Consider the following 18,318-nt stretch of genomic DNA (forward strand, 5'->3'; position numbering starts at 1 on the left):
TCCCATGCGATTTATCCCATTAGTGCCGTTGGTTATCGGCATGGCGGCGTTTTCCCTTGCCGGCTGCACGACCTACCACGACGTGGCGTTGCAACAAAAAGAGACGGGGCTCAATAGCCAATATTACCTGCTGCAGCCGCCGGTCTATGTCGGCGACCAGCTGAAATATGGTCTGAAGGACGGCAGCGGCGGCGAGTTGACGGTGGCTAAGGTTGAACCAAAAGACCTGGTCGCCGACAGCGGAAAAATCATTCCCCTGTCGCAGCTCTCTTTCCTGCAACGAAAAGACCTTTCCACAGGAAAAACCGCCGCGTTGGTCGGCGGCGGCGCGGTCGCCACCACGGCAATCGTCTTTGTGGCCGGGATAACCATCATGGCCGCCGGCATCGCCGCGTCGGCCTAACGCAGCCCATCGCCGCACGCCGCCGAGCGTGCGCACAGGAGGCACCATGTGCGTCACAGTGAAATTTATCGCCACCGCGCTGCTGGCAATATTCGCCTTGCCGACGGCGCCTTGCGCCAGCGGTAGTCAGCCGGCGGCGGCCGAACGTCCGCAGAGCGCAGCGGTGCAAAAGTTGCCTGGCCACTATCAGCGGATCGTCATCACCGGCAACTGCCCCTTCGGCGTGATCCTGGCGAACGAGGCGGCCTACCGGCACGTCGTCGGCGTGGGGCCCTGGGCGTTCATGCATGCCGATATGCATGTGTTGAAGGACATGAAGCCTGACATCGGCAGGATCACCTCCGCCTTCATCAATAAGGACTACCGGGTCAACATGGAGTCGTTAATGAATCTACGGCCCGACATTATTTATTACTACGGCAAAAGCCAGGACGATCGGCTGGAAAGGGCGGGCGTGATGACCGTCGATCTGGATGCCGGCGGGAAGACAAAGTACCTACCGATGGTCACCCAGATGTATTGGGAAAATACCTTCGCCGACACGCTCGGCCTGCCGCGCACGCACAAATTCAAAGACGCCTGGGAAAAGACCCTGAAGCAGATCCGCCCCTATGCCGCAGCCATCCGCGCGCAGCACGTCAGGGCGTTGTATCTCGAAGAAAGCGACGGCAGGCAGCTGAAGGTGAGCGGCCCGCATACCTACGGCGACACCTACCTGAAAATGGCCGGTATGGACAACGTCGCCGGGGATTTGCCGGTGAAAGGGGATGCCGGCAGGTACATCAACGTTTCGATGGAGCAGATCATGGCCTGGGATCCGGATGTGATTTTCGTGGTTTTCGGCAGCGCCAAAGCGCTGCTGCACGGGGGGATCCCCGGCCAGGCCTGGGAGACGCTCAGGGCGGTAAAAAACGGCAAGGTTTTCTCGACGCCGGTGGGCATTCATAACTGGGGGGGCCTGTCGGCGGAAACGTCACTGCTGCCGCTGTTTATGATCAACCGCTATGCCCCTGAAGATATTAGCGACAAGACGCTGCGGGAGGAGACGCGCCGCTATTATCAGACGATGTTCTCCTATGCGATCCCGGACCGTTTGTTGGATGAGGTGCTGGCACAGCGCTAGCACCACGGTTGAATTGCGTTAGTGGGTTGGAGGAGCTTGGGGATGCCGGGCAGAGGAAAATATATGGCGATCATGGTAGGGCTGTTTTTAGCCTTGTGTGTGGTTGCCGTCGCATCACTGTTTGCCGGCCGTTACGCCTTGTCGGCCCATGACGTGCTGCAGATTTTATGGCAGGGGAACATGCCGGGGGAAAACCAGGCCCACTATTCGGTGATTTTTAACCTGCGTGCGCCGCGGGTGGTGGCGGTGATGCTGGTGGGCGGCGGGTTGGCGGTCGCCGGCGCGACCTTTCAGGCGGTGCTGAAAAACGCGTTAGCCAGCCCGGACGTGCTGGGCACGTCTTCCGCCTCCGCCTTTGGCGCTGCGCTGGGCATTTTATTGAGTTTGCCTTTTGCCCTGAGTTCCCTGCTGTCGTTTCTTTTCGGCGTGGTGAGTTTGTTGCTGGTGCTTGGCATTTGCCGCCTGAAACGCCGGCAGGATGCGCTGACGACGATCCTGTCCGGCATGATTACTGCGTCGGTGTTTATCGCGTTTGTCTCGGCCATCAAATATGTCGCCGATCCGCAGGATACCTTGCCTGCCATCGTCTTCTGGCTGATGGGCAGCTTCGCTTCGGTGGCGAAAGCGCAGGTCTATTGGCTGATCCCGCTGTTTGCGGCGTGTTACCTGACTATCTACCGGCTCAGGTGGAACATGAACATTCTCTCGCTGGGGGACGACGAGGCGCGCATTGCCGGCCTGAATCCGCCCCGGCTGAAGATCCTATTGCTGATCGCCGCCTCTCTGCTGGTTTCCGCCTCGGTGAGCTTGGCCGGCGTGGTGGGGTGGGTTGGCTTGGTGATCCCCCATTTGGTGCGAAGCGTGCTGGGATATAACCACGGCCGCCTGATCCCAGCATCGGCGCTCGGCGGCGCGTTGTTTTTGCTGGTTATCGACAATATTGCGAGAGGCGCCACCTATACGGAAATTCCAATCGGCATCCTGACCGCGCTGATCGGCGCGCCGCTTTTCGCGGTGCTTTTTATTCTGGGGAATCGATATGATCACCGCTAGCCGGCTAGCCTTTGGTTTCAAGGGGCGGGAGCCCATTTTCGACAACGTCAGCTTCGAGCTTAAGCGCGGCGAGATCCTCAGCGTGCTGGGCCCGAACGGCGCCGGCAAAACGACGCTGCTGAGAAATATTGCGGGCCTGTGTCGACCCAGCGCCGGCAGGTGCGAGATCGGCCGCGTCGATAATCGAGAGGCGCGCCTGGCCTACGTGCCGCAGGCGAAGGCGCCACATTTTTCCTATGGCGTACTCGATTTTGTCACTTTCGGCTGCGCCCGCCATGCGGGATGGTTCGCCGGGCCGCGGCGGCAAGATTTCACCAGGGCGCAGGCGGTGTTGCACGCGTTGGAGATCGCGCCGCTGGCGCAGAAAAATATCAACCAGATCAGCGGCGGTGAACTGCAGATGTGTTATTTCGCCAAGGCGCTGGTGGCAGATCCCGACGTCATGATCCTCGACGAACCGGAATCGAATCTGGATTTTTACAATCAGGCCAAAATGATCGAGATGCTGTGGCGCCTCGCCAAAGAGCGGCAGATGACGATCGTGCTGAATACGCATTTCCTCAATTACGCCGAACGCATCTCCGACAAGTGTTTACTGATGGCAAAACGGCAGTCGCTGTTTGGCGTTAAAAGCGCAGTGCTGCAGGAAGATATCCTGGAGCGCTATTTCCGGGTGCCGGTCAGAAAATGCCGCTATGAACACCAGGGCGCCAGCGAAGAAACCTTTATTATCGCTCTACGCAATCTCGCCTGAGTTTCGGCTGCAAGGATTGCTTGAGGGATATCCCTCATTGCGGCCCCGCCGGCGGTTATTTAAGCTGAAAGGGCAACGTAACGGTGAATATGGAGATAATCATGACTGATTCAGTGTCCAACGATCGTAATCCCACCCCGGATGTGGCGGAAGACAACGCGTTCTTCCCATCACCTTACTCCCTCAGTCAGTACACCTCGTCCAAAACCGACTTCGCGGGCGCCAGCTACCCGGACGCCTATCGCGGCGGCAAGTGGAAGGTGCTGATGATCGCCTCGCAGGAGCGCTACCTGCTGATGCAAAACGGCAAGTTCTTCTCCACCGGCAATCACCCGGTCGAAATGCTGTTGCCGATGCATCACCTGGATCTGGCCGGTTTCGAGATCGACATCGTCGCGCCGTCCGGCGATCCGGTGAAGCTGGAGATGTGGGCGTTCCCGCAGGAAGACGACGCGGTCAAGGCCACCTACGAGAAGTACCGCAGCCAGCTCAAGCAGCCGAAAAAGCTGACGGAAGTGGTGAAGGATCTGGATGGCGGCAACTACCTCGGCGTTTTCATCCCCGGCGGCCACGGCGTGCTGAATGATATCCCGTTCAGCGAAGAGGTGAAAAAGACCCTGCACTGGGCGCACGACAACGATCGCTACGTGATTTCGCTGTGCCACGGGCCGGCCGGTTTGCTGGCGGCGGGCATCGGCGAGAGCAAAGAGGATTTCCTCTATCGCGGCTATGAAATGTGCGTGTTCCCGGACTCGCTCGATACCGGCGCCAACATCGACATCGGCTACATCCCCGGCCCGATGCCCTGGCTGGTGGGCGAGCGCTTGCGCGAGCGGGGCGTTAAGATCGTTAACGCCGACATCACCGGCAAGGTGCATAAAGATCGGCGCCTGCTGACCGGCGACAGCCCGCTGGCTTCCAACAACCTCGGCAAGCTGGCGGCGGAGACGCTGCTGGCCGACGTCGCCGCGCGATGAGTGACGAGATCGCGCAGCGCGCTTTCCAGACGGCGCTGGCGATGGACCACGAGCGAACCCTGTCCGCCATTCAGGGGCGGGTTCGCGCCTTCGCCGCGCCGTTCGGCTTCGATCGCTTTGTGCTGTTTTCCGCCTCCGCCGCGGCGGAGGCGGGGATCGAGCATATCTATTGGGTCGAGGGCGACTGGTTCGGCGACGGCGAGGCCGTCGATGCGCTGACCTACGTGCGGCACTGCCCGGTGACCCGGCATATGCTGCGGGTCAGCGAGCCGTTTTTCTGGACCAAGAACCGGGCGCAGCAGGGCGAGCGCTACCGGATTGTACGCACACCGCGCGGCGCCGGCCTGCACGGCGTGCAGATCCCGGTGTTCGGCCCGGCCGGTTTGGAGGGCGCCGTCAGCCTGGGGGGCGATCGCATCGACGCCTCGCCGCCGGCGCGGCTGGCGCTGGCGCTGGTGGGCACGGCGGCCTTTCAGGCGGCGCGGCGGCTGTTCGCACCGGCGGCCGGCGAGGGGGAGAGCAGGCTGTCGGCGCGTGAGCGCGAGGTGCTGAGCTGGACTGCCATCGGCCGGCGGCAGGCGGATATCGCCGCGATGCTCGGCCTGTCTGAACGCACGGTGGAAAACCACCTGCGGCGCATTCGCCAACGCCTTGGTGCCGCCACCACCGCGCAGGCCATCAGCGTGGCGATCCGCCTGGGGGAGATCGCCCCCGAGCGCCGTTAGCCCGCCGCCATTTGCCGCAGCAGCCACTCGCGCAGCGCAATAATATCGGGGCGCTGCGCGGTTTCTTCGGTGGCTACCAGGTAATAGTTGGCGCCGGGTAACGACATCTCGAACGGCGCGGCCAGCACGCCGCGCTGCAACAAATCGCGCGCCAGCAGCCGGCTGGCGATCACCACCCCCTGGCCCGCCACCGCCGCCTGCAGCGCATGCGTCTCGTCGCTGAAGGTCAGCCCGGCTTCCACGTTCAACCCTTCCGGCCCGTAGCGCCGCCGCCAGTTTTCCCAGGTCGGCGCGTCGGCGGGCACCTGCCGATGTTCCACGTGAAACAGCGTTACCCGCCGCAAATCCTCGCTGCGCTTCAGCGCCAGCGCCGGGCTGGCCACCACGATAAAGCGATCCTCATGCAGCAGGGTGCAGTGCAGATCGGTTTCCGGCGTTTCGCGGTAGCGGATGGCGACGTCTACGGTGCGCTGGTTGAGATCGACGCGCTCGACGCTGGTGTGCAGGCGCAGATCGATGGCGGGAAACTCCGCCTTGAAATCCGCCAGGCGCGGCACCAGCCAGTGGGTGAGAAAATTGGAGGTGGTGGTGACGGTCAGCGCCGGCGGCTGTTGGGCGCGGGTGATTTGGGCGACGGACTGCTCCAGCGCGGCAAAGGCGCGCTGGGTGCCGGCATACAGGATCTCGCCGGTCTCGGTCAGGCTGACGCCCTGCGCGCTGCGCTCGCACACCCGGCATGCCAGCACCGACTCCAGCAGCTTGATCTGATGGCTGACCGCCGTCGCGCTGACGCCCAGCGCCTCGGCGGCCAGTTTGAAGCTGCGGCAGCCGGCCACGGCGTGGAAGGCGCGCAGCGCGCCCAGCGGCGGCAAACGGGGTTTTCTCATGGCTGAGTTATTCTCATCTAAGGCTGAAAACTATGAGTTTGTCTGACCGATTATACAAGAGATAGGCTACTGACATGTGAACAGGGAAGTGAATTTATTTCATCATTTCCACCATGTCGGGAGTTAACGATGAGCATATATGTCAACAACGGCGCCCTGGGCGCCATGGAACACACGGGAACGGCGGCGAGCGGTCTGGCGCTCAGCGTGCCGGTCGCGGCGGGCGCCTTGCTGCTGAAGACCGAAAGCCTGCTGGGCATCGGCGCAACGCTGATGCTGCTAACGGCATTGGCGCTGGCGTTTCTCGGCGGCGCCGCGCTGGCCCGCTGGCAGCCGCTGAGGAAGCGGCCTGCGCTGGCTATGCTCCGCTACGGTTTTTTGCTGGCGGCGGCGGGGTGGCTATTGACGCTGCTGATGCTGTTCGGCGGCCATGATTGGCCGGCCCTGCTGGCGGGCATCGCCCTCGGCGGCCTGGGGCAGGGCGTGGCCTACCGCACGGCGGTAGGGGAAGGGGCGTTCGCTGTGGCGTGCAGGCTGGCGACGGTGGTGACCATCGTGGCCGTGTTGGTTGCCGCGTTGCTGATTCAAACCTACGCCGCGCCGGGCGCGAGAGGAGGCTGTTTCGCGCTGGCGTTGCTGGTCGATCTGGCGCTGTTGGGGGCGTTGATGGCGCGGGTTGCGGAGCGGGATGGCGCCTGAGACAGTGCGGAGGGCCAAAGGCCTGCGTGGGGGCGGGGCGGGCTTTTTGGTGTTTGCGGAGATTGTTGAGTAGATGACCCGACGGTTGGTTTTGTGGCATAAACGGACGCTACCTACCTCAAGGTAGCGTTTGCCATACCGAACAAGCCTCAGTGCGACGAAACAAATACCGAGGCAGGCTGCGCGGGCGGAATGGCGAAGTGACGCTGCATGCGTTTTATCTCCTCTGCCGGTGGCAGGCCAAACAGACGTTTGAATTCGCGATTAAATTGCGATGGGCTTTCATAGCCAACGGCGTAACTCGCGGCGGCGGCGGTGATTTGTTGGCGCACCATCAGCATCCGTGCCTGGTGCAGGCGTACCGATTTCACATACTGCATCGGCGGCATCTGCGTTATCGCTTTGAAATGGCTATGAAAGGTCGGCACGCTCATGCCGGCCAGCATCGCCAGCTGCGTCAGCGTTAACGGCTCCGCGTAAGTGGCGTGGATGTGCTGCAACGCTTTACCGATTTTGCCAAACTGGCCTTGCAAGGCCAGCGCGGCACGCATCGCGTTGCCCTGTGCGCCTGTCAGCACGCGGAAATAGAGTTCACGCACCCGCGCCGGACCGAGGATCGCCGCCTCAAGCGGGTTGTCCAGGACGTCAAGTAGGCGAAGTACGGCCATTTTTACCGCGCCGTCCATGGGGCTCGACATCATGCTTTGCGGCGCGACGGGAGGATACGGGGCGCCATGCTGTTCAATCTGCAACATCAGTTCAGCGGCAAGCTGAAAATCCAGATGTATATAAATCGCCAGCAGCGGATGCGCTGCCGACGCGTCGGTTTCCATCACAAACGGCACCGGCACCGAAACCGCCAGGTAGTGCTGCTCATCATATAAATAGGTCTGTTGACCGAAATAACCGCGTTTGCTGCCCTGGCAGACAATCACGATCCCCGGATCGTACAGCACCGGCGTTCTGGCAAGCGGGCGATCGGAACGCAAAATTCGCACATCAGGTAGGGCAGTGAGGTTGTATCCCTCTTGCACCGCAAGTCTATTCATCAGGGCAATCATTTTGGGCATCCCACCACCTCATAAAATCAGGCAAGAAAAAGAGAAGATACGGCCTAAAAATGCGGCAGAGCAGAGAATACCATGCAACCTTCTTGGTTCATGGGAGTTCTTTTTATGGCATCTGCAAAAACGATTTTAATCACTGGCGTCAGCAGTGGCTTTGGCCAGGCGCTGGCGCGGGAAGCCCTCGCCGTAGGGCATCGGGTTGTAGGGACGGTGCGCAACAGCGAAGCGCTGCAGGCTTTCGGCGCGCTCGATACGCAGCGGGCTTTTGGCTATCTGCTTGATGTCACGGATGTTGAGCGTATTGATGAGGTGGTTGGAGAGATAGAGTCCGCCGTCGGTCCGATAGATGTGCTGGTGAACAATGCCGGTTACGGTCATGAAGGCATTCTGGAAGAATCTCCGCTCGCAGAACTGCGCCGCCAGTTTGACGTCAATGTGTTTGGCGCGGTGGCGATGATCAAAGCCGCGCTGCCGGGCATGCGCCAGCGCCGTCGCGGCCACATTATCAATATCACCTCAATGGGCAGTTTCATTACCTTGCCCGGTATCAGCTATTACTGCGGCAGCAAATTTGCACTGGAAGGGATATCAGAAGCGTTAAGTCAGGAGCTTACCCCGTTCAACATACACGTGACCGCAGTGGCGCCCGGTTCGTTTCGAACGGACTGGGCCGGGCGTTCAATGGTACGCAGCCCTCGCCGTCTCCCGGACTATGACGCGTTATTTGAACCTGTTCGTCAGGCGCGCCAGGAAAAAAGCGGCAAGCAACTCGGCGATCCGGTGAAGGCGGCTCACGCCATGCTGGCATTGATCGAGAGCCAGACCCCACCCACGCATCTGTTGTTAGGCAGTGACGCATTAAGTTTGGTGCGGCAAAAGCTCGAGGCGTTAGGCAAGGAAATTGAACAATGGGAGAAACTTACCCGTTCAACGGATGGCTGACCGGTTTCGGGTAGGGAGAGTGCAGGGGATCATCGATGATGATCCTTCCAACAGCAAAAAGCCCGCTCGGGTTTCCCTGAGCGGGCTTCTCTAAATATGGCTCCTCTGACTGGACTCGAACCAGTGACATACGGATTAACAGTCCGCCGTTCTACCGACTGAACTACAGAGGAATCGTTGGAACGGGGCGAATAATAGCGAGGCGCCGTCGGCATGTCAAAGGCGGATTACACATTCTGTGACTGTTTGCTTACAGAATGCGCAACCCGTTGAGTTTTTTGGCAGATTTAGCCCTCGGGCGCCAGTTGCAGGCGCAGCTGATAGCGGTAAACGCCGGCGGTGAGCAGGTAATCCCGGTGCACGCTCGGGCTCCAGGAGTCGTCGCCGCCCACCCCCATATGGAAACCGTCCAGATGCAGCCAGGTGCCGGCTTCCGGCTGCAGCAGATGCTGGTGGCTGCAGGTCATCAGCTGTTGCAGGCCGTAGCGGCTGAGCGAGAAATGGAAGCGGCCGTCGATGCGCCAGCCGCCGTAGCGCAGGCTACGGGTGTCGCAGCGCAGGCCGTTCTCGCCGGGGAAAATATACGGCGTGTGCAGATCTGCCAGCGGCAGGCGCCAGCGCCCGTGCTGCGCGGCCAGGCGGCGATCCGGGTAATTCTCGTGCGGGCCCAGGCCCAGCCATTCCGCGTGCGGCTGCACCGTCGCCAGTTGGCAGTGCAGGCCGATGCGCGCCGGCGGCGGCAGGGCGTCGGCCACCTCGACCTCCACGCTCACGTTCACTGCGCCCAGCGCATCGAACAGCCACTGTTTGCGGCCGATCAGCAAAATCTGCCCGTCCACGCCGAACTGATGTTCGCTCACCACCTGCACGCCGTTTTGCAGCGCATCGGCCTGCAGCCGCGTGCAGCGTTCCTCCAGCCGGTACAGGCCCGCCAGCTTCCAGCGTTCGATCCAGGCGTTGGGATCGATACGGTCCGCCTCGCTGACGCCGATGTCGTTATCGATCGGCGCGCGCGCAAAGCCGTCGCGCAGAGGCGTCAGCAGCTGCGGCTGCTCATTCTGCCACCACTGCGTCAGATGGCCGCTGCTGCGCTCGAAGCGCCAGCGCTGGTCGCCGTGGGTGAGGGTCAGCCCCTGATCGTCTTCAATCAGCGTTGGCGGCACGCCCTGCGCCGGCGGCGGCGCGGGATGCAGCGCGCGCGGCACCCGCCATTGATCCCAGGCGCAGCGGTGATGCGCTTCGGACCAGTCGGTGGCCTGCGGCTGCACCACCTCCACGTTCAGCCACAGCTCGCCGGGCTGATGCAGCATCGGCAGGCGGTCGAGCAGGGTGAAGCTATGGCTGCCCTGCGGCGGCAGCGCCAGATCGAAGCTGCCGCTGGCGCGCTCCACGCCGTCCAGCTCCAGCCGCCAGTTGAGCTGCTCGTTGTCGGTCTGGCGGAACAGGTAATCGCTGGTGACGGTCAGCGTCAGCGAGGCGGCGTCGAAGGCGAAGCGGAACAGCTGCTGCGCCCGCTGCGCTTCGAACAGCGCCGGGTGTGGGGTGCGATCCGCGAACACCAGCCCGTTCAGGCAGAACTGGCGATCGTTGGGGGTATCGCCGAAGTCGCCGCCGTAGGCCCAGAACTCTTCGCCCTGTGCGTCGCGCTTGATCAGCGCCTGATCGACCCAGTCCCAGACAAAGCCGCCCTGCAGGCGCGGATGTTCGTGGAACGCGCGCCAGTAACGCTCAAAGCCGCCGAAGCTGTTGCCCATCGCATGGGCGTATTCGCACAGGATCAGCGGCCGCTGTTCCTCCGGCAGGCCGATCCACTTGCCGATCGCCCATTTGGGCACCGCCGGGAACGGCTGATCCTGATCCACCCGCGCATACATCGGGCAGATGATGTCGGTGGCGGCGGTGTCGGCGCCGCCGCCTTCATATTGCACCGGGCGGGTCGGATCCTGGCTTTTCACCCAGCGGTACAGCGCGTCGTGGTTCACGCCGTGGCCGGACTCGTTGCCCAGCGACCAGATAATGATGCAGGGGTGGTTGCGATCGCGCTGCACCATGCGGGTAACGCGCTCGCTCATCGCCGGCAGCCACAGCGGATCGTCAGCCAGGCGGTTCATCGGCTGCATGCCGTGGGTCTCGATATTGGCTTCGTCCACCACGTACAGCCCATAGCGGTCGCACAGCCGATACCACAGCGGGTGGTTGGGATAGTGCGAGCAGCGCACCGCGTTGAAGTTGTGCTGCTTCATCAGCAGGATGTCGTGGCGCATCGTCGCCTCGTCCATCACCTGGCCGTGGCGCGGATGATGCTCGTGGCGGTTAACGCCGCGGATCAGCAGCGGCTGCCCGTTGAGCTTCAGCAACCCGCCGCTGATGTCCACCTGGCGGAAGCCGACGTCATAGGCCTCCACCTCGATAATCTCCCCCTCGGGCGAGAGCAGGGCGACGGTGGCGCGATACAGCGCGGGCGTTTCGGCGCTCCACAGCGCCGGGCGTTCTACCGGCAGGCGCAGCGTGACACGATCGTCATAGGCGCCGCGCTCGTCCACGATCTCGCTGCCGAGCGGCTGGGTGCGTTCGGCCACCCGCGCGCCATCGCGCCACAGCTGAATCTGCACCTGCAGCGGGCCGGGCCGGCTGGCGCGCGCCGCCACCACCAGTTCGCCGCGGGTAAAGCTGTCATGCAGCGGCGTGGTGATGCGCACATCGCTCAGGTGCGTGGCGGGTTTGTGCAGCAGGCTGACGTCGCGGAAGATGCCGCTCATGCGCCACATGTCCTGATCTTCCAGATAGCTGCCGTCGCACCAGCGCAGCACCATCACCGCCAGCCGGTTTTCACCCGGCTGCAGCCACGGGCTGAGATCGAACTCCGCCGGCAGGCGGCTGTCCTGCGAATAGCCGACCCAGTGGCCGTTGCACCACAAATAGAACGCCGAGTTGACGCCGTCGAAGATGATGCGCGTCTGGCCGGTGGCCAGCCAAGCCGGATCGACGCTGAAGGTGCGCGAGTAGCAGCCGGTCGGGTTGTCTTCCGGCACGCGAGGCGGATCGACCGGGAACGGGTAGCGCACGTTGGTGTAAATCGGCGCATCGTAGCCGGCGAGCTGCCAGTTGCTCGGCACCGCCAGCGGGGCGGCATCCGGCAGATCCTGCTGCAGCCAGCCTTCCGGCGCCGCCTCTGGGCGCGGGAAATAGCTGAAGCGCCACTCGCCGTTCAGCGAGCGGCGGCTGGCGCTGGGGGCATCGTTGCGCGCGTCTTCCACCGTGCGCCAGCTGGCGAACGGCGGGTGGGCGTCCAGCCGGCGGTAGTGGGTGCAGGCCGGGTTTTGCCAGTCACGGCGGGCGAGGATCTCGGTCAGGGAAGCAAGGGGCGCAGCGGGCATCGGCGATCGTCCAGTCGGCTAGGTGATGCTCACCAAGATGCTGACCGGCGCATAAAAAGTAAAGCGGTTACACGCAACCTTGCAAGGGCGATCAAATAACCGCTAATGCGGTTCGCCGGCGCGGTAGATCCGCTGCGGGCGGCCGACCTTGCCGTAAATGATCTCGGCGCGCAGCTGCTGCGCGGCGGTGCAAAACTCCAGATAACGGCGCGCGGTGGTGCGGCTGAGCCCCATTTTTTGCGCAACGCTTTCAGCGGTGTGGCGCGCGGCGGGTTCGGCAAATAGCGCGCGGACCTTGCCCAGCGTCAGCTCGTCGATGCCGGCGGGCAGCGCTGCCTGCTGTTCGCCGCGGGCGTAGGTGTTGAACATCTCGTCGATGCGGCGCTGGTTGAGGCGCGCTTTGTCTTTCAGCGCTTCGCGGCGCTGGCTGAAGCGCTGCAGGGTCTGGCTCAGCCGGTCATAGGCCAGCGGTTTGATCAGGTAGTCGAATACGCCGTAACGCAACGCCTCGGCCACGGTGGCCATGTCGCTGGCGGCGGTGATGAACACGATGCCGCCGCGATACCCGCTCAGCGTCAGTTCGCGCAGCAGGGTGATGCCCTGGCCGTCGGGCAGAAAGTTGTCCAGCAGGATCAGGTCCGGCTTGAAGCGCTCGGTCATGGCGCGCGCCTGCGCCAGCGTGCCGGCCAGCCAAATCTGGCGGCAGCCGCCGTTCTGGCGGATAAACTCCGCGTGCATCTCCGCCAGCGGCGTTTCGTCTTCAACGATCAGGATGTTCAGCCATTCCATAATGAAACCTACTATTGCAATCAAGATGCTAAATGAATGTAAGTAAATTGCGGCGCCAAATAAAGATTATCTCAATAATAAACACCATAAGATTAATTAAGCAAATAAAGAGCATTAAATAACTTATTAACGGGAATCGGTTTGTGAAATAGGTCAATAATCGGCGTTTTTTTTCTGTTTACCATTAATTTATCGAACGTGCAGTCGCGTTTATCTGCATGGTTTTTAAGGTTTTAATTACCCTTGTTGATGTTAATTAAAATGCCTTTTTGTATTTAATTTGTTGTTTGCCAGTTAACCCAGAGAGCGTGTTATGTTAGGCGATGCCGTATTTAATCGGGTAAAGCGATCGGATCATAAAGCGATTTCGGAAATAAGCGCCTTCTTGCGCAGTAACGATCTGAATATCGACACCACGGTTGAAATATTTATTACCGTTACCCAGCACGACAAATTGGTCGCCTGCGGCGGCATCGCCGACAATATTATCAAATGCGTCGCCATCAGCCCGCTGATGCGCGGCGAAGGGTTGGCGCTGGCGCTGGCGACCGAGCTGGTGAACCTGGCCTACGAGCGCCACCACACCCAGTTGTTTATCTACACCAAGGTGCAGAACGAGCCGCTGTTCCGCCAGTGCGGTTTCTACCCGATCGCCACCGTGCCGGGCATCGTGGTGCTGATGGAAAACAGCCCGTGCCGCCTGAAGCGCTACGCCGCCCAGCTGGCGAGCCAGCGCCGGCCGGGCGACACCATCGGCAGCATCGTGATGAACGCCAACCCCTTCACCCGCGGGCATCAGTATCTGGTGCGTCAGGCGGCCAAACGCTGCGACTGGCTGCACCTGTTTTTAGTGAAGGAAAACACCTCGCGCTTCAGCTATGAAGACCGCCGCCGGTTGGTGCTGGCCGGCACCGCCGATATCCCCAACCTCACGGTACACGAAGGCTCGCAGTACGTGATCTCGCGCGCCACCTTCCCCTGTTACTTCATCAAGGATCAGGGCGTGGCCGACGACTGTTACACCGAAATCGATCTGAAGATCTTCCGCCAGTATCTGGCGCCCGCGCTGGGCATTACCCACCGCTTCGTCGGCAACGAGCCGTTCTGCGCGGTGACCGCGAAATACAACCGCGACATGCGTTACTGGCTGGAAACGCCGGCGCTGCCCAGCCCGCCGATCGCGCTGGTGGAAATCGAGCGTTTGCAATATCAGGGCACGGCGATCTCCGCCTCCTGGGTGCGCAAGCTGCTGGCGGCGGGGGACTTCCACGCCGCCGCGCCGCTGGTGCCGCCGGACACCCTGTACTACCTGCAGGATCTGCAAACGCAGCGCCGGGCCAAGGCGGCCCCGCATCCTTTTGAGTCCGCACAATCAGGTGAATGATGAAAATTATCCGAGAAGCAATGGCCGGCACGCTGGAATCCAGCGATGTCATGGTGCGCATCGCGCCCGCCGAGGGGCCGCAGCACGATCTGTTGATCGCCAGCAGCGTGGAAAAACAGTTCGGCGCGGCGATCCGCCACACCCTGCTGGAGGTGCTGCAGCGCTATGAGGTGGAGCCGGTGCAGGTGATCGTCGACGACAAGGGGGCGCTGGACTGCGTGCTGCGCGCCCGGCTGGAAACCGCGCTGATGCGCGCCTGCGAGGGCGGCCAGCTGCCGTGGGAGGCGAAAGATGAAAACGCTGAATAAAACCCGGCTGCGCCGCAGCATGTTGTTCGTCCCCGGCGCCAACGCGGCGATGGTCAGCAACGCCTTTATCTACCAGGCCGATGCGCTGATGTTCGATCTGGAAGACTCGGTGATCCTGCGTGAAAAAGACGCGGCGCGCCGGCTGGTGTACCACGCGCTGCAGCACCCGCTGTACCAGGAGGTGGAAACCATCGTGCGCGTCAATGCGCTCGACTCTGCCTACGGCCTGGCGGACCTGCAGGCGGTGGTGCGCGGCGGCGCGGACATCGTGCGCCTGCCGAAGACCGACAGCGCGCAGGACGTTGTCGACATGGAGCGCGAGATTGCCGCCATCGAAGCGGCCTGCGGCCGGCCGGTCGGCAGCACCGGGCTGCTGGCGGCGATCGAATCGGCGCAGGGCATCACCAACGCGGTGGCGATCGCGCACGCTTCGCCGCGGCTTATCGGCATCGCGCTGGGGGCGGAAGACTACGTGCGCAACCTGCGCACCGAACGCTCGCCGGAGGGCATCGAGCTGCTGTTCGCCCGTTGTTCGCTGCTGCAGGCGGCGCGCGCCGCTGGCATTCAGGCGTTCGACACCGTCTATTCCGACGCTAATAACGAGGCCGGCTTCCTGCAGGAAGCGGCGCTGATCAAACAGCTCGGCTTCGACGGCAAATCGCTGATCAACCCGCGCCAGATTGAGCTGCTGCACAACCTGTACGCGCCGACCGCCAAAGAGGTGGCGCACGCGCAGCGGGTGGTGGACGCCGCCGAAGCGGCGGAGCGGGAAGGGCGCGGCGTGGTGTCGCTCAACGGAAAAATGGTCGACAGCCCGGTGATTGAACGCGCCCGGCTGGTGCTGGAGCGCGCCGCGCTGTCCGGCTTACGGGAAGAACCGGCGCAGCACGGGGAGGAAGCATGATGAACCGCCAACAACGATTGATGACCTTCGCCAACCCGACGGATCTGCCGGGCTATCAGGACGTCTCCAAAGCCAATCTGCAGGCGCGCAAACCGCGCGATCTCAAGCTGTGCGACTCCTTGCAGGAAGCGGTGCGCCGCAGCGGACTGCAGGACGGCATGACCATTTCCTTCCACCATGCGTTTCGCGGCGGTGATTTGACGCTCAATCAGGTGATGGAGACGCTGGCGGCGATGGGGTTCCGCAACCTGACGCTGGCGTCCAGCTCGCTGACCGACTGCCATGCGCCGCTGGTTGAGCATATCCGCCACGGCGTGGTGAGCCGCATTTACACCTCCGGGCTGCGCGGCCCGCTGGCGGACGCGGTTTCGCGCGGCCTGCTGGCGGAGCCGGTGCAAATTCACTCGCACGGCGGCCGGGTCAACCTGATCGAATCCGGCGAGCTGAAGATAGACGTGGCCTTCCTCGGCGTGCCGGCCTGCGATGAGTTCGGCAACGCCAACGGTTACAGCGGTGAAGCCTGCTGCGGCTCGCTCGGCTATGCGCGGGTGGACGCCGAGGCGGCGGGCACCGTGGTGCTGTTGACCGAGCAGCTGGTGCCGTATCCGCATCATCCCGCCAGCCTGGCGCAGGATCGGGTGGATCTGATCGTGCAGCTGGAGCGGGTGGGCGACGCCGACAAGATCGGCGCCGACGCCACGCGCATGACCTCGAACCCGCGCGAGCTGCTGATCGCCCGCCGCGCCGCCGAGGTGATCGCCGGTTCCGGCTACTTCACCGAAGGCTTCTCGCTGCAAACCGGCACCGGCGGCGCCTCGCTGGCGGTGACCCGGTTCCTGGAGGACAAGATGCGCGCCCGCGGCATTCGCGCCGCGTTCGCCCTCGGCGGCATCACTTCGACCATGGTGGATCTGCACGAGAAAGGGCTGATCGGCAAGCTGCTGGACGTGCAGAGCTTCGATCGGGCGGCGGCGACTTCGCTGGCGCGCAACCCGCGCCATATCGAAATCAGCGCCAACCAGTACGCCAACTTCAGCTCCAAGGGCGCGTCGGTCGATCGGCTCGACGTGGTGGTGCTGAGCGCGCTGGAAATCGACACCGGCTTCAACGTTAACGTGCTGACCGGCTCCGACGGCGTGCTGCGCGGCGCGTCCGGCGGCCACTGCGACACCGCCGCTGCCGCGCGGCTGGCGATCATCGTTGCGCCGTTGGTGCGCGGGCGCATCCCGACGCTGGTGGAGCAGGTGACCACCTGCGTCACGCCGGGCTCCAGCATCGACATTCTGGTGACCGACCACGGCATCGCCGTCAACCCGGCGCGGCCGGAGCTGGCGCAGCGCCTGCGGGAGGCCGGCCTCGAGGTGGTGAGCATCGACTGGCTGCGCGCCCGCGCGCTGCAGCTGACCGGCGAACCGCAGCCGATCGCCTTTACCGACAAGGTGGTGGCGGTGGTGCGCTACCGCGACGGCTCGGTGATTGACGTGGTGCATCAGGTGGCGGAGTAGCCGATGGCCGCCGTCGATCCCCAACTGGCCGCCGAACGCGCGGTCAGCCTGCCGGAGTTGCTCACCAGCCGCGAATGCCGCCAGGCGCGCCAGCAGGCGTGGCTGGCGCAGCACGAGTGCACGCTGCTGGTGCTGACGCTGGTGGTGCCCGGCCCGGTGAAGGACAGCGCGCTGACGCGCGGCATATTTAACCTCGGGTGGGCGGCGCTGCTGCGGCTGTGCGCCGAACAGGGCTGGCCCAGCCCGCAGGCCGAGGCGCTGGCGCTCTCCACCGGCTGCGAAGGGTTTGTCGCGCTGCGCGCCGATGCCCAGCGGGTGAAGGACTGCGCCATGCAGCTGGAGGTGAGCCGCCCGATCGGCCGGCTGTGGGATATCGACGTGCTGGATACGCAGGGGCGCATTTTGTCGCGCCGCGACATCGGCCTGCCGGAACGGCGCTGCCTGCTGTGCGGCCAACCGGCCAAGATCTGCGCCCGCCAGCGGCGGCACAGCAGCGAGCAGCTGCTGCATGAAATGGAAAGGATGTTCAACGATGCGATCTCTGCCGATTAACCTGCCCGCCCACCGTGCCGAACCGGCCTGCGACTTCGCCCGCGCCGCTTTCCGCGCGCTGCTGGTGGAGGTCAACCTTACGCCCAAACCGGGGCTGGTGGATCGCCATAACACCGGCGCCCACCGCGATATGGATCTCGGGCATTTCTACCGCAGCGCCCGCGCCATCGGCGTGTGGCTGCCGCGCTTTATCCAACGCGGGCGCGAAGACGCCGCTTTGCCGGCAGAGCAGCAGCTGGCGCGGCTGCGGCCGCTCGGCCTGGCCTGCGAAAACCAGATGTTTCGCGCTACTGGCGGCATTAACACCCACAAGGGCAGCGTGTTCTCGCTCGGGTTGCTGTGCACCGCCTTCGGCCGCCTGCAGCAGCAGGGCCGCGCCATCGGCGCAGAGGCGCTGTGCGCCGAGGTGGCGGCGATGTGCCGGGGGCTGGTGGATCGCGAGCTGCGGCGCAACAACGCTGGGCAGACCGCCGGCCAGCGGCTGTTCGCCGCGCACGGGCTGAGCGGCGCGCGCGGCGAGGCGGAGGCCGGTTTCCGGCTGGTCATTGACGGCGCGCTGCCCCTGTATCGGCAACGGCTGGCCGCCGGCGGCGACGAACAGCGGGCGCTGCTGGACAGCCTGCTGTGGCTGATGGCTCACAACGACGACACCAACGTCGCCTCGCGCGGCGGCCTGCAAGGGCTGCGCTGGCTGCGGCGCCGGGCGGCATTGCTGCTGGCGCAGGGCGGCTCGGCGGGGGAGGCGGGTCTGGCGCGCCTGCGGCGCTTCGATGCCGACTGCATCGCCCGCAACCTCAGCCCCGGCGGCAGCGCCGACCTGTTGATAGTGACCTGGCTGCTGGCGCAGCTGGGTGCCCAAGAATAATAAC

The 18,318-nt window shown here is 63.5% G+C and carries 18 protein-coding genes and 1 tRNA gene; 14 read left to right on the forward strand and 5 right to left on the reverse strand.

Translation table 11 applies throughout. The features are described 5' to 3' along the window. The first annotated feature begins 4 nt into the window (after window positions 1–4). From ABTW55_RS18005 to ABTW55_RS18030, 6 genes are all read left to right on the forward strand, one after another. Window positions 5–403, forward strand: coding sequence for a hypothetical protein (locus ABTW55_RS18005; protein ID WP_223182167.1), 399 nt, complete (start codon window positions 5–7; stop codon window positions 401–403). Window positions 404–449: 46 nt separating this feature from the next. Further along, complete coding sequence (locus ABTW55_RS18010; protein ID WP_208496078.1) at window positions 450–1,526, forward strand: ABC transporter substrate-binding protein; 1,077 nt, start codon at window positions 450–452, stop codon at window positions 1,524–1,526. Between the two features lie 63 nt (window positions 1,527–1,589). Next, a complete protein-coding gene (locus ABTW55_RS18015; RefSeq protein ID WP_230199927.1) occupies window positions 1,590–2,579 on the forward strand; it encodes an iron ABC transporter permease in 990 nt (329 codons plus the stop codon). Continuing rightward, window positions 2,566–3,333 (forward strand): ABC transporter ATP-binding protein, encoded by a 768-nt coding sequence (locus tag ABTW55_RS18020; RefSeq protein ID WP_060421773.1) that lies wholly within the window; start codon window positions 2,566–2,568, stop codon window positions 3,331–3,333. The genes ABTW55_RS18015 and ABTW55_RS18020 overlap by 14 nt, the downstream gene beginning before the upstream one ends. Before the next feature lie 101 nt (window positions 3,334–3,434). Continuing rightward, window positions 3,435–4,310: a glyoxalase III HchA gene (gene hchA, locus ABTW55_RS18025; protein ID WP_319864437.1), complete on the forward strand. Its 876-nt coding sequence runs from the start codon at window positions 3,435–3,437 to the stop codon at window positions 4,308–4,310. Beyond that, window positions 4,307–5,035: a PA1136 family autoinducer-binding transcriptional regulator gene (locus tag ABTW55_RS18030; RefSeq protein WP_060421768.1), complete on the forward strand. Its 729-nt coding sequence runs from the start codon at window positions 4,307–4,309 to the stop codon at window positions 5,033–5,035. Before hchA ends, ABTW55_RS18030 begins: the two co-directional genes overlap by 4 nt. Here the strand turns inward: ABTW55_RS18030 and ABTW55_RS18035 are convergent. Beyond that, complete coding sequence (locus ABTW55_RS18035; protein WP_060421766.1) at window positions 5,032–5,922, reverse strand: LysR substrate-binding domain-containing protein; 891 nt, start codon at window positions 5,920–5,922, stop codon at window positions 5,032–5,034. The two genes, ABTW55_RS18030 and ABTW55_RS18035, sit on opposite strands and share 4 nt — an antisense overlap. A gap of 129 nt (window positions 5,923–6,051) precedes the next feature. Here ABTW55_RS18035 and ABTW55_RS18040 point away from each other — a divergent pair, with 129 nt between their 5' ends. Next, window positions 6,052–6,621, forward strand: a complete 570-nt coding sequence (locus tag ABTW55_RS18040; RefSeq protein WP_033647933.1) for a hypothetical protein — start codon at window positions 6,052–6,054, stop codon at window positions 6,619–6,621. 149 nt (window positions 6,622–6,770) lie between these two features. On the opposite strand, the gene ABTW55_RS18045 is transcribed toward ABTW55_RS18040, so the two are convergent. Next, window positions 6,771–7,691, reverse strand: a complete 921-nt coding sequence (locus ABTW55_RS18045) for an AraC family transcriptional regulator (protein ID WP_060421764.1) — start codon at window positions 7,689–7,691, stop codon at window positions 6,771–6,773. 105 nt (window positions 7,692–7,796) lie between these two features. Here ABTW55_RS18045 and ABTW55_RS18050 point away from each other — a divergent pair, with 105 nt between their 5' ends. Then, window positions 7,797–8,630, forward strand: coding sequence for an oxidoreductase (locus tag ABTW55_RS18050; RefSeq protein ID WP_060422341.1), 834 nt, complete (start codon window positions 7,797–7,799; stop codon window positions 8,628–8,630). Window positions 8,631–8,727: 97 nt separating this feature from the next. Here ABTW55_RS18050 and ABTW55_RS18055 read toward each other — a convergent pair. From ABTW55_RS18055 to dpiA, 3 genes are all read right to left on the reverse strand, one after another. Next, window positions 8,728–8,803 (reverse strand) — tRNA-Asn (locus ABTW55_RS18055). Window positions 8,804–8,917: 114 nt separating this feature from the next. Beyond that, window positions 8,918–12,007: a beta-galactosidase gene (locus ABTW55_RS18060; RefSeq protein ID WP_060421761.1), complete on the reverse strand. Its 3,090-nt coding sequence runs from the start codon at window positions 12,005–12,007 to the stop codon at window positions 8,918–8,920. 102 nt (window positions 12,008–12,109) lie between these two features. Further along, window positions 12,110–12,796 carry a two-component response regulator DpiA gene (dpiA, locus tag ABTW55_RS18065; RefSeq protein ID WP_021505854.1) on the reverse strand — a complete coding sequence of 229 codons (687 nt, stop codon included), beginning with the start codon at window positions 12,794–12,796 and terminating at the stop codon, window positions 12,110–12,112. Window positions 12,797–13,109: 313 nt separating this feature from the next. Between dpiA and citC the strand changes: the two genes are divergently transcribed. From citC to citG, 6 genes are read left to right on the forward strand one after another with little or no spacing between them, the layout of a single operon-like run. After that, on the forward strand, window positions 13,110–14,180 hold the full coding sequence (citC, locus tag ABTW55_RS18070; RefSeq protein ID WP_004940809.1) for a [citrate (pro-3S)-lyase] ligase: 1,071 nt from the start codon (window positions 13,110–13,112) through the stop codon (window positions 14,178–14,180). Further along, a complete protein-coding gene (gene citD / locus ABTW55_RS18075; RefSeq protein ID WP_019452464.1) occupies window positions 14,180–14,488 on the forward strand; it encodes a citrate lyase acyl carrier protein in 309 nt (102 codons plus the stop codon). Before citC ends, citD begins: the two co-directional genes overlap by 1 nt. Next, window positions 14,472–15,392 (forward strand): citrate (pro-3S)-lyase subunit beta, encoded by a 921-nt coding sequence (gene citE, locus ABTW55_RS18080; RefSeq protein WP_016927085.1) that lies wholly within the window; start codon window positions 14,472–14,474, stop codon window positions 15,390–15,392. Before citD ends, citE begins: the two co-directional genes overlap by 17 nt. Then, window positions 15,392–16,897: a citrate lyase subunit alpha gene (gene citF, locus ABTW55_RS18085; protein WP_033643714.1), complete on the forward strand. Its 1,506-nt coding sequence runs from the start codon at window positions 15,392–15,394 to the stop codon at window positions 16,895–16,897. Before citE ends, citF begins: the two co-directional genes overlap by 1 nt. A 3-nt stretch (window positions 16,898–16,900) precedes the next feature. Beyond that, a complete protein-coding gene (citX, locus tag ABTW55_RS18090; protein WP_033654921.1) occupies window positions 16,901–17,449 on the forward strand; it encodes a citrate lyase holo-[acyl-carrier protein] synthase in 549 nt (182 codons plus the stop codon). Continuing rightward, the gene (gene citG, locus ABTW55_RS18095; RefSeq protein WP_060421755.1) at window positions 17,430–18,314 is read left to right on the forward strand and encodes a triphosphoribosyl-dephospho-CoA synthase CitG; all 885 of its coding nucleotides are present in this window, start codon (window positions 17,430–17,432) and stop codon (window positions 18,312–18,314) included. Before citX ends, citG begins: the two co-directional genes overlap by 20 nt. Window positions 18,315–18,318: the final 4 nt, after the last annotated feature.

This window comes from Serratia sp. SM04 (assembly GCF_040280225.1).
GTDB classification, from domain to species: Bacteria; Pseudomonadota; Gammaproteobacteria; order Enterobacterales; family Enterobacteriaceae; genus Serratia; species Serratia sarumanii.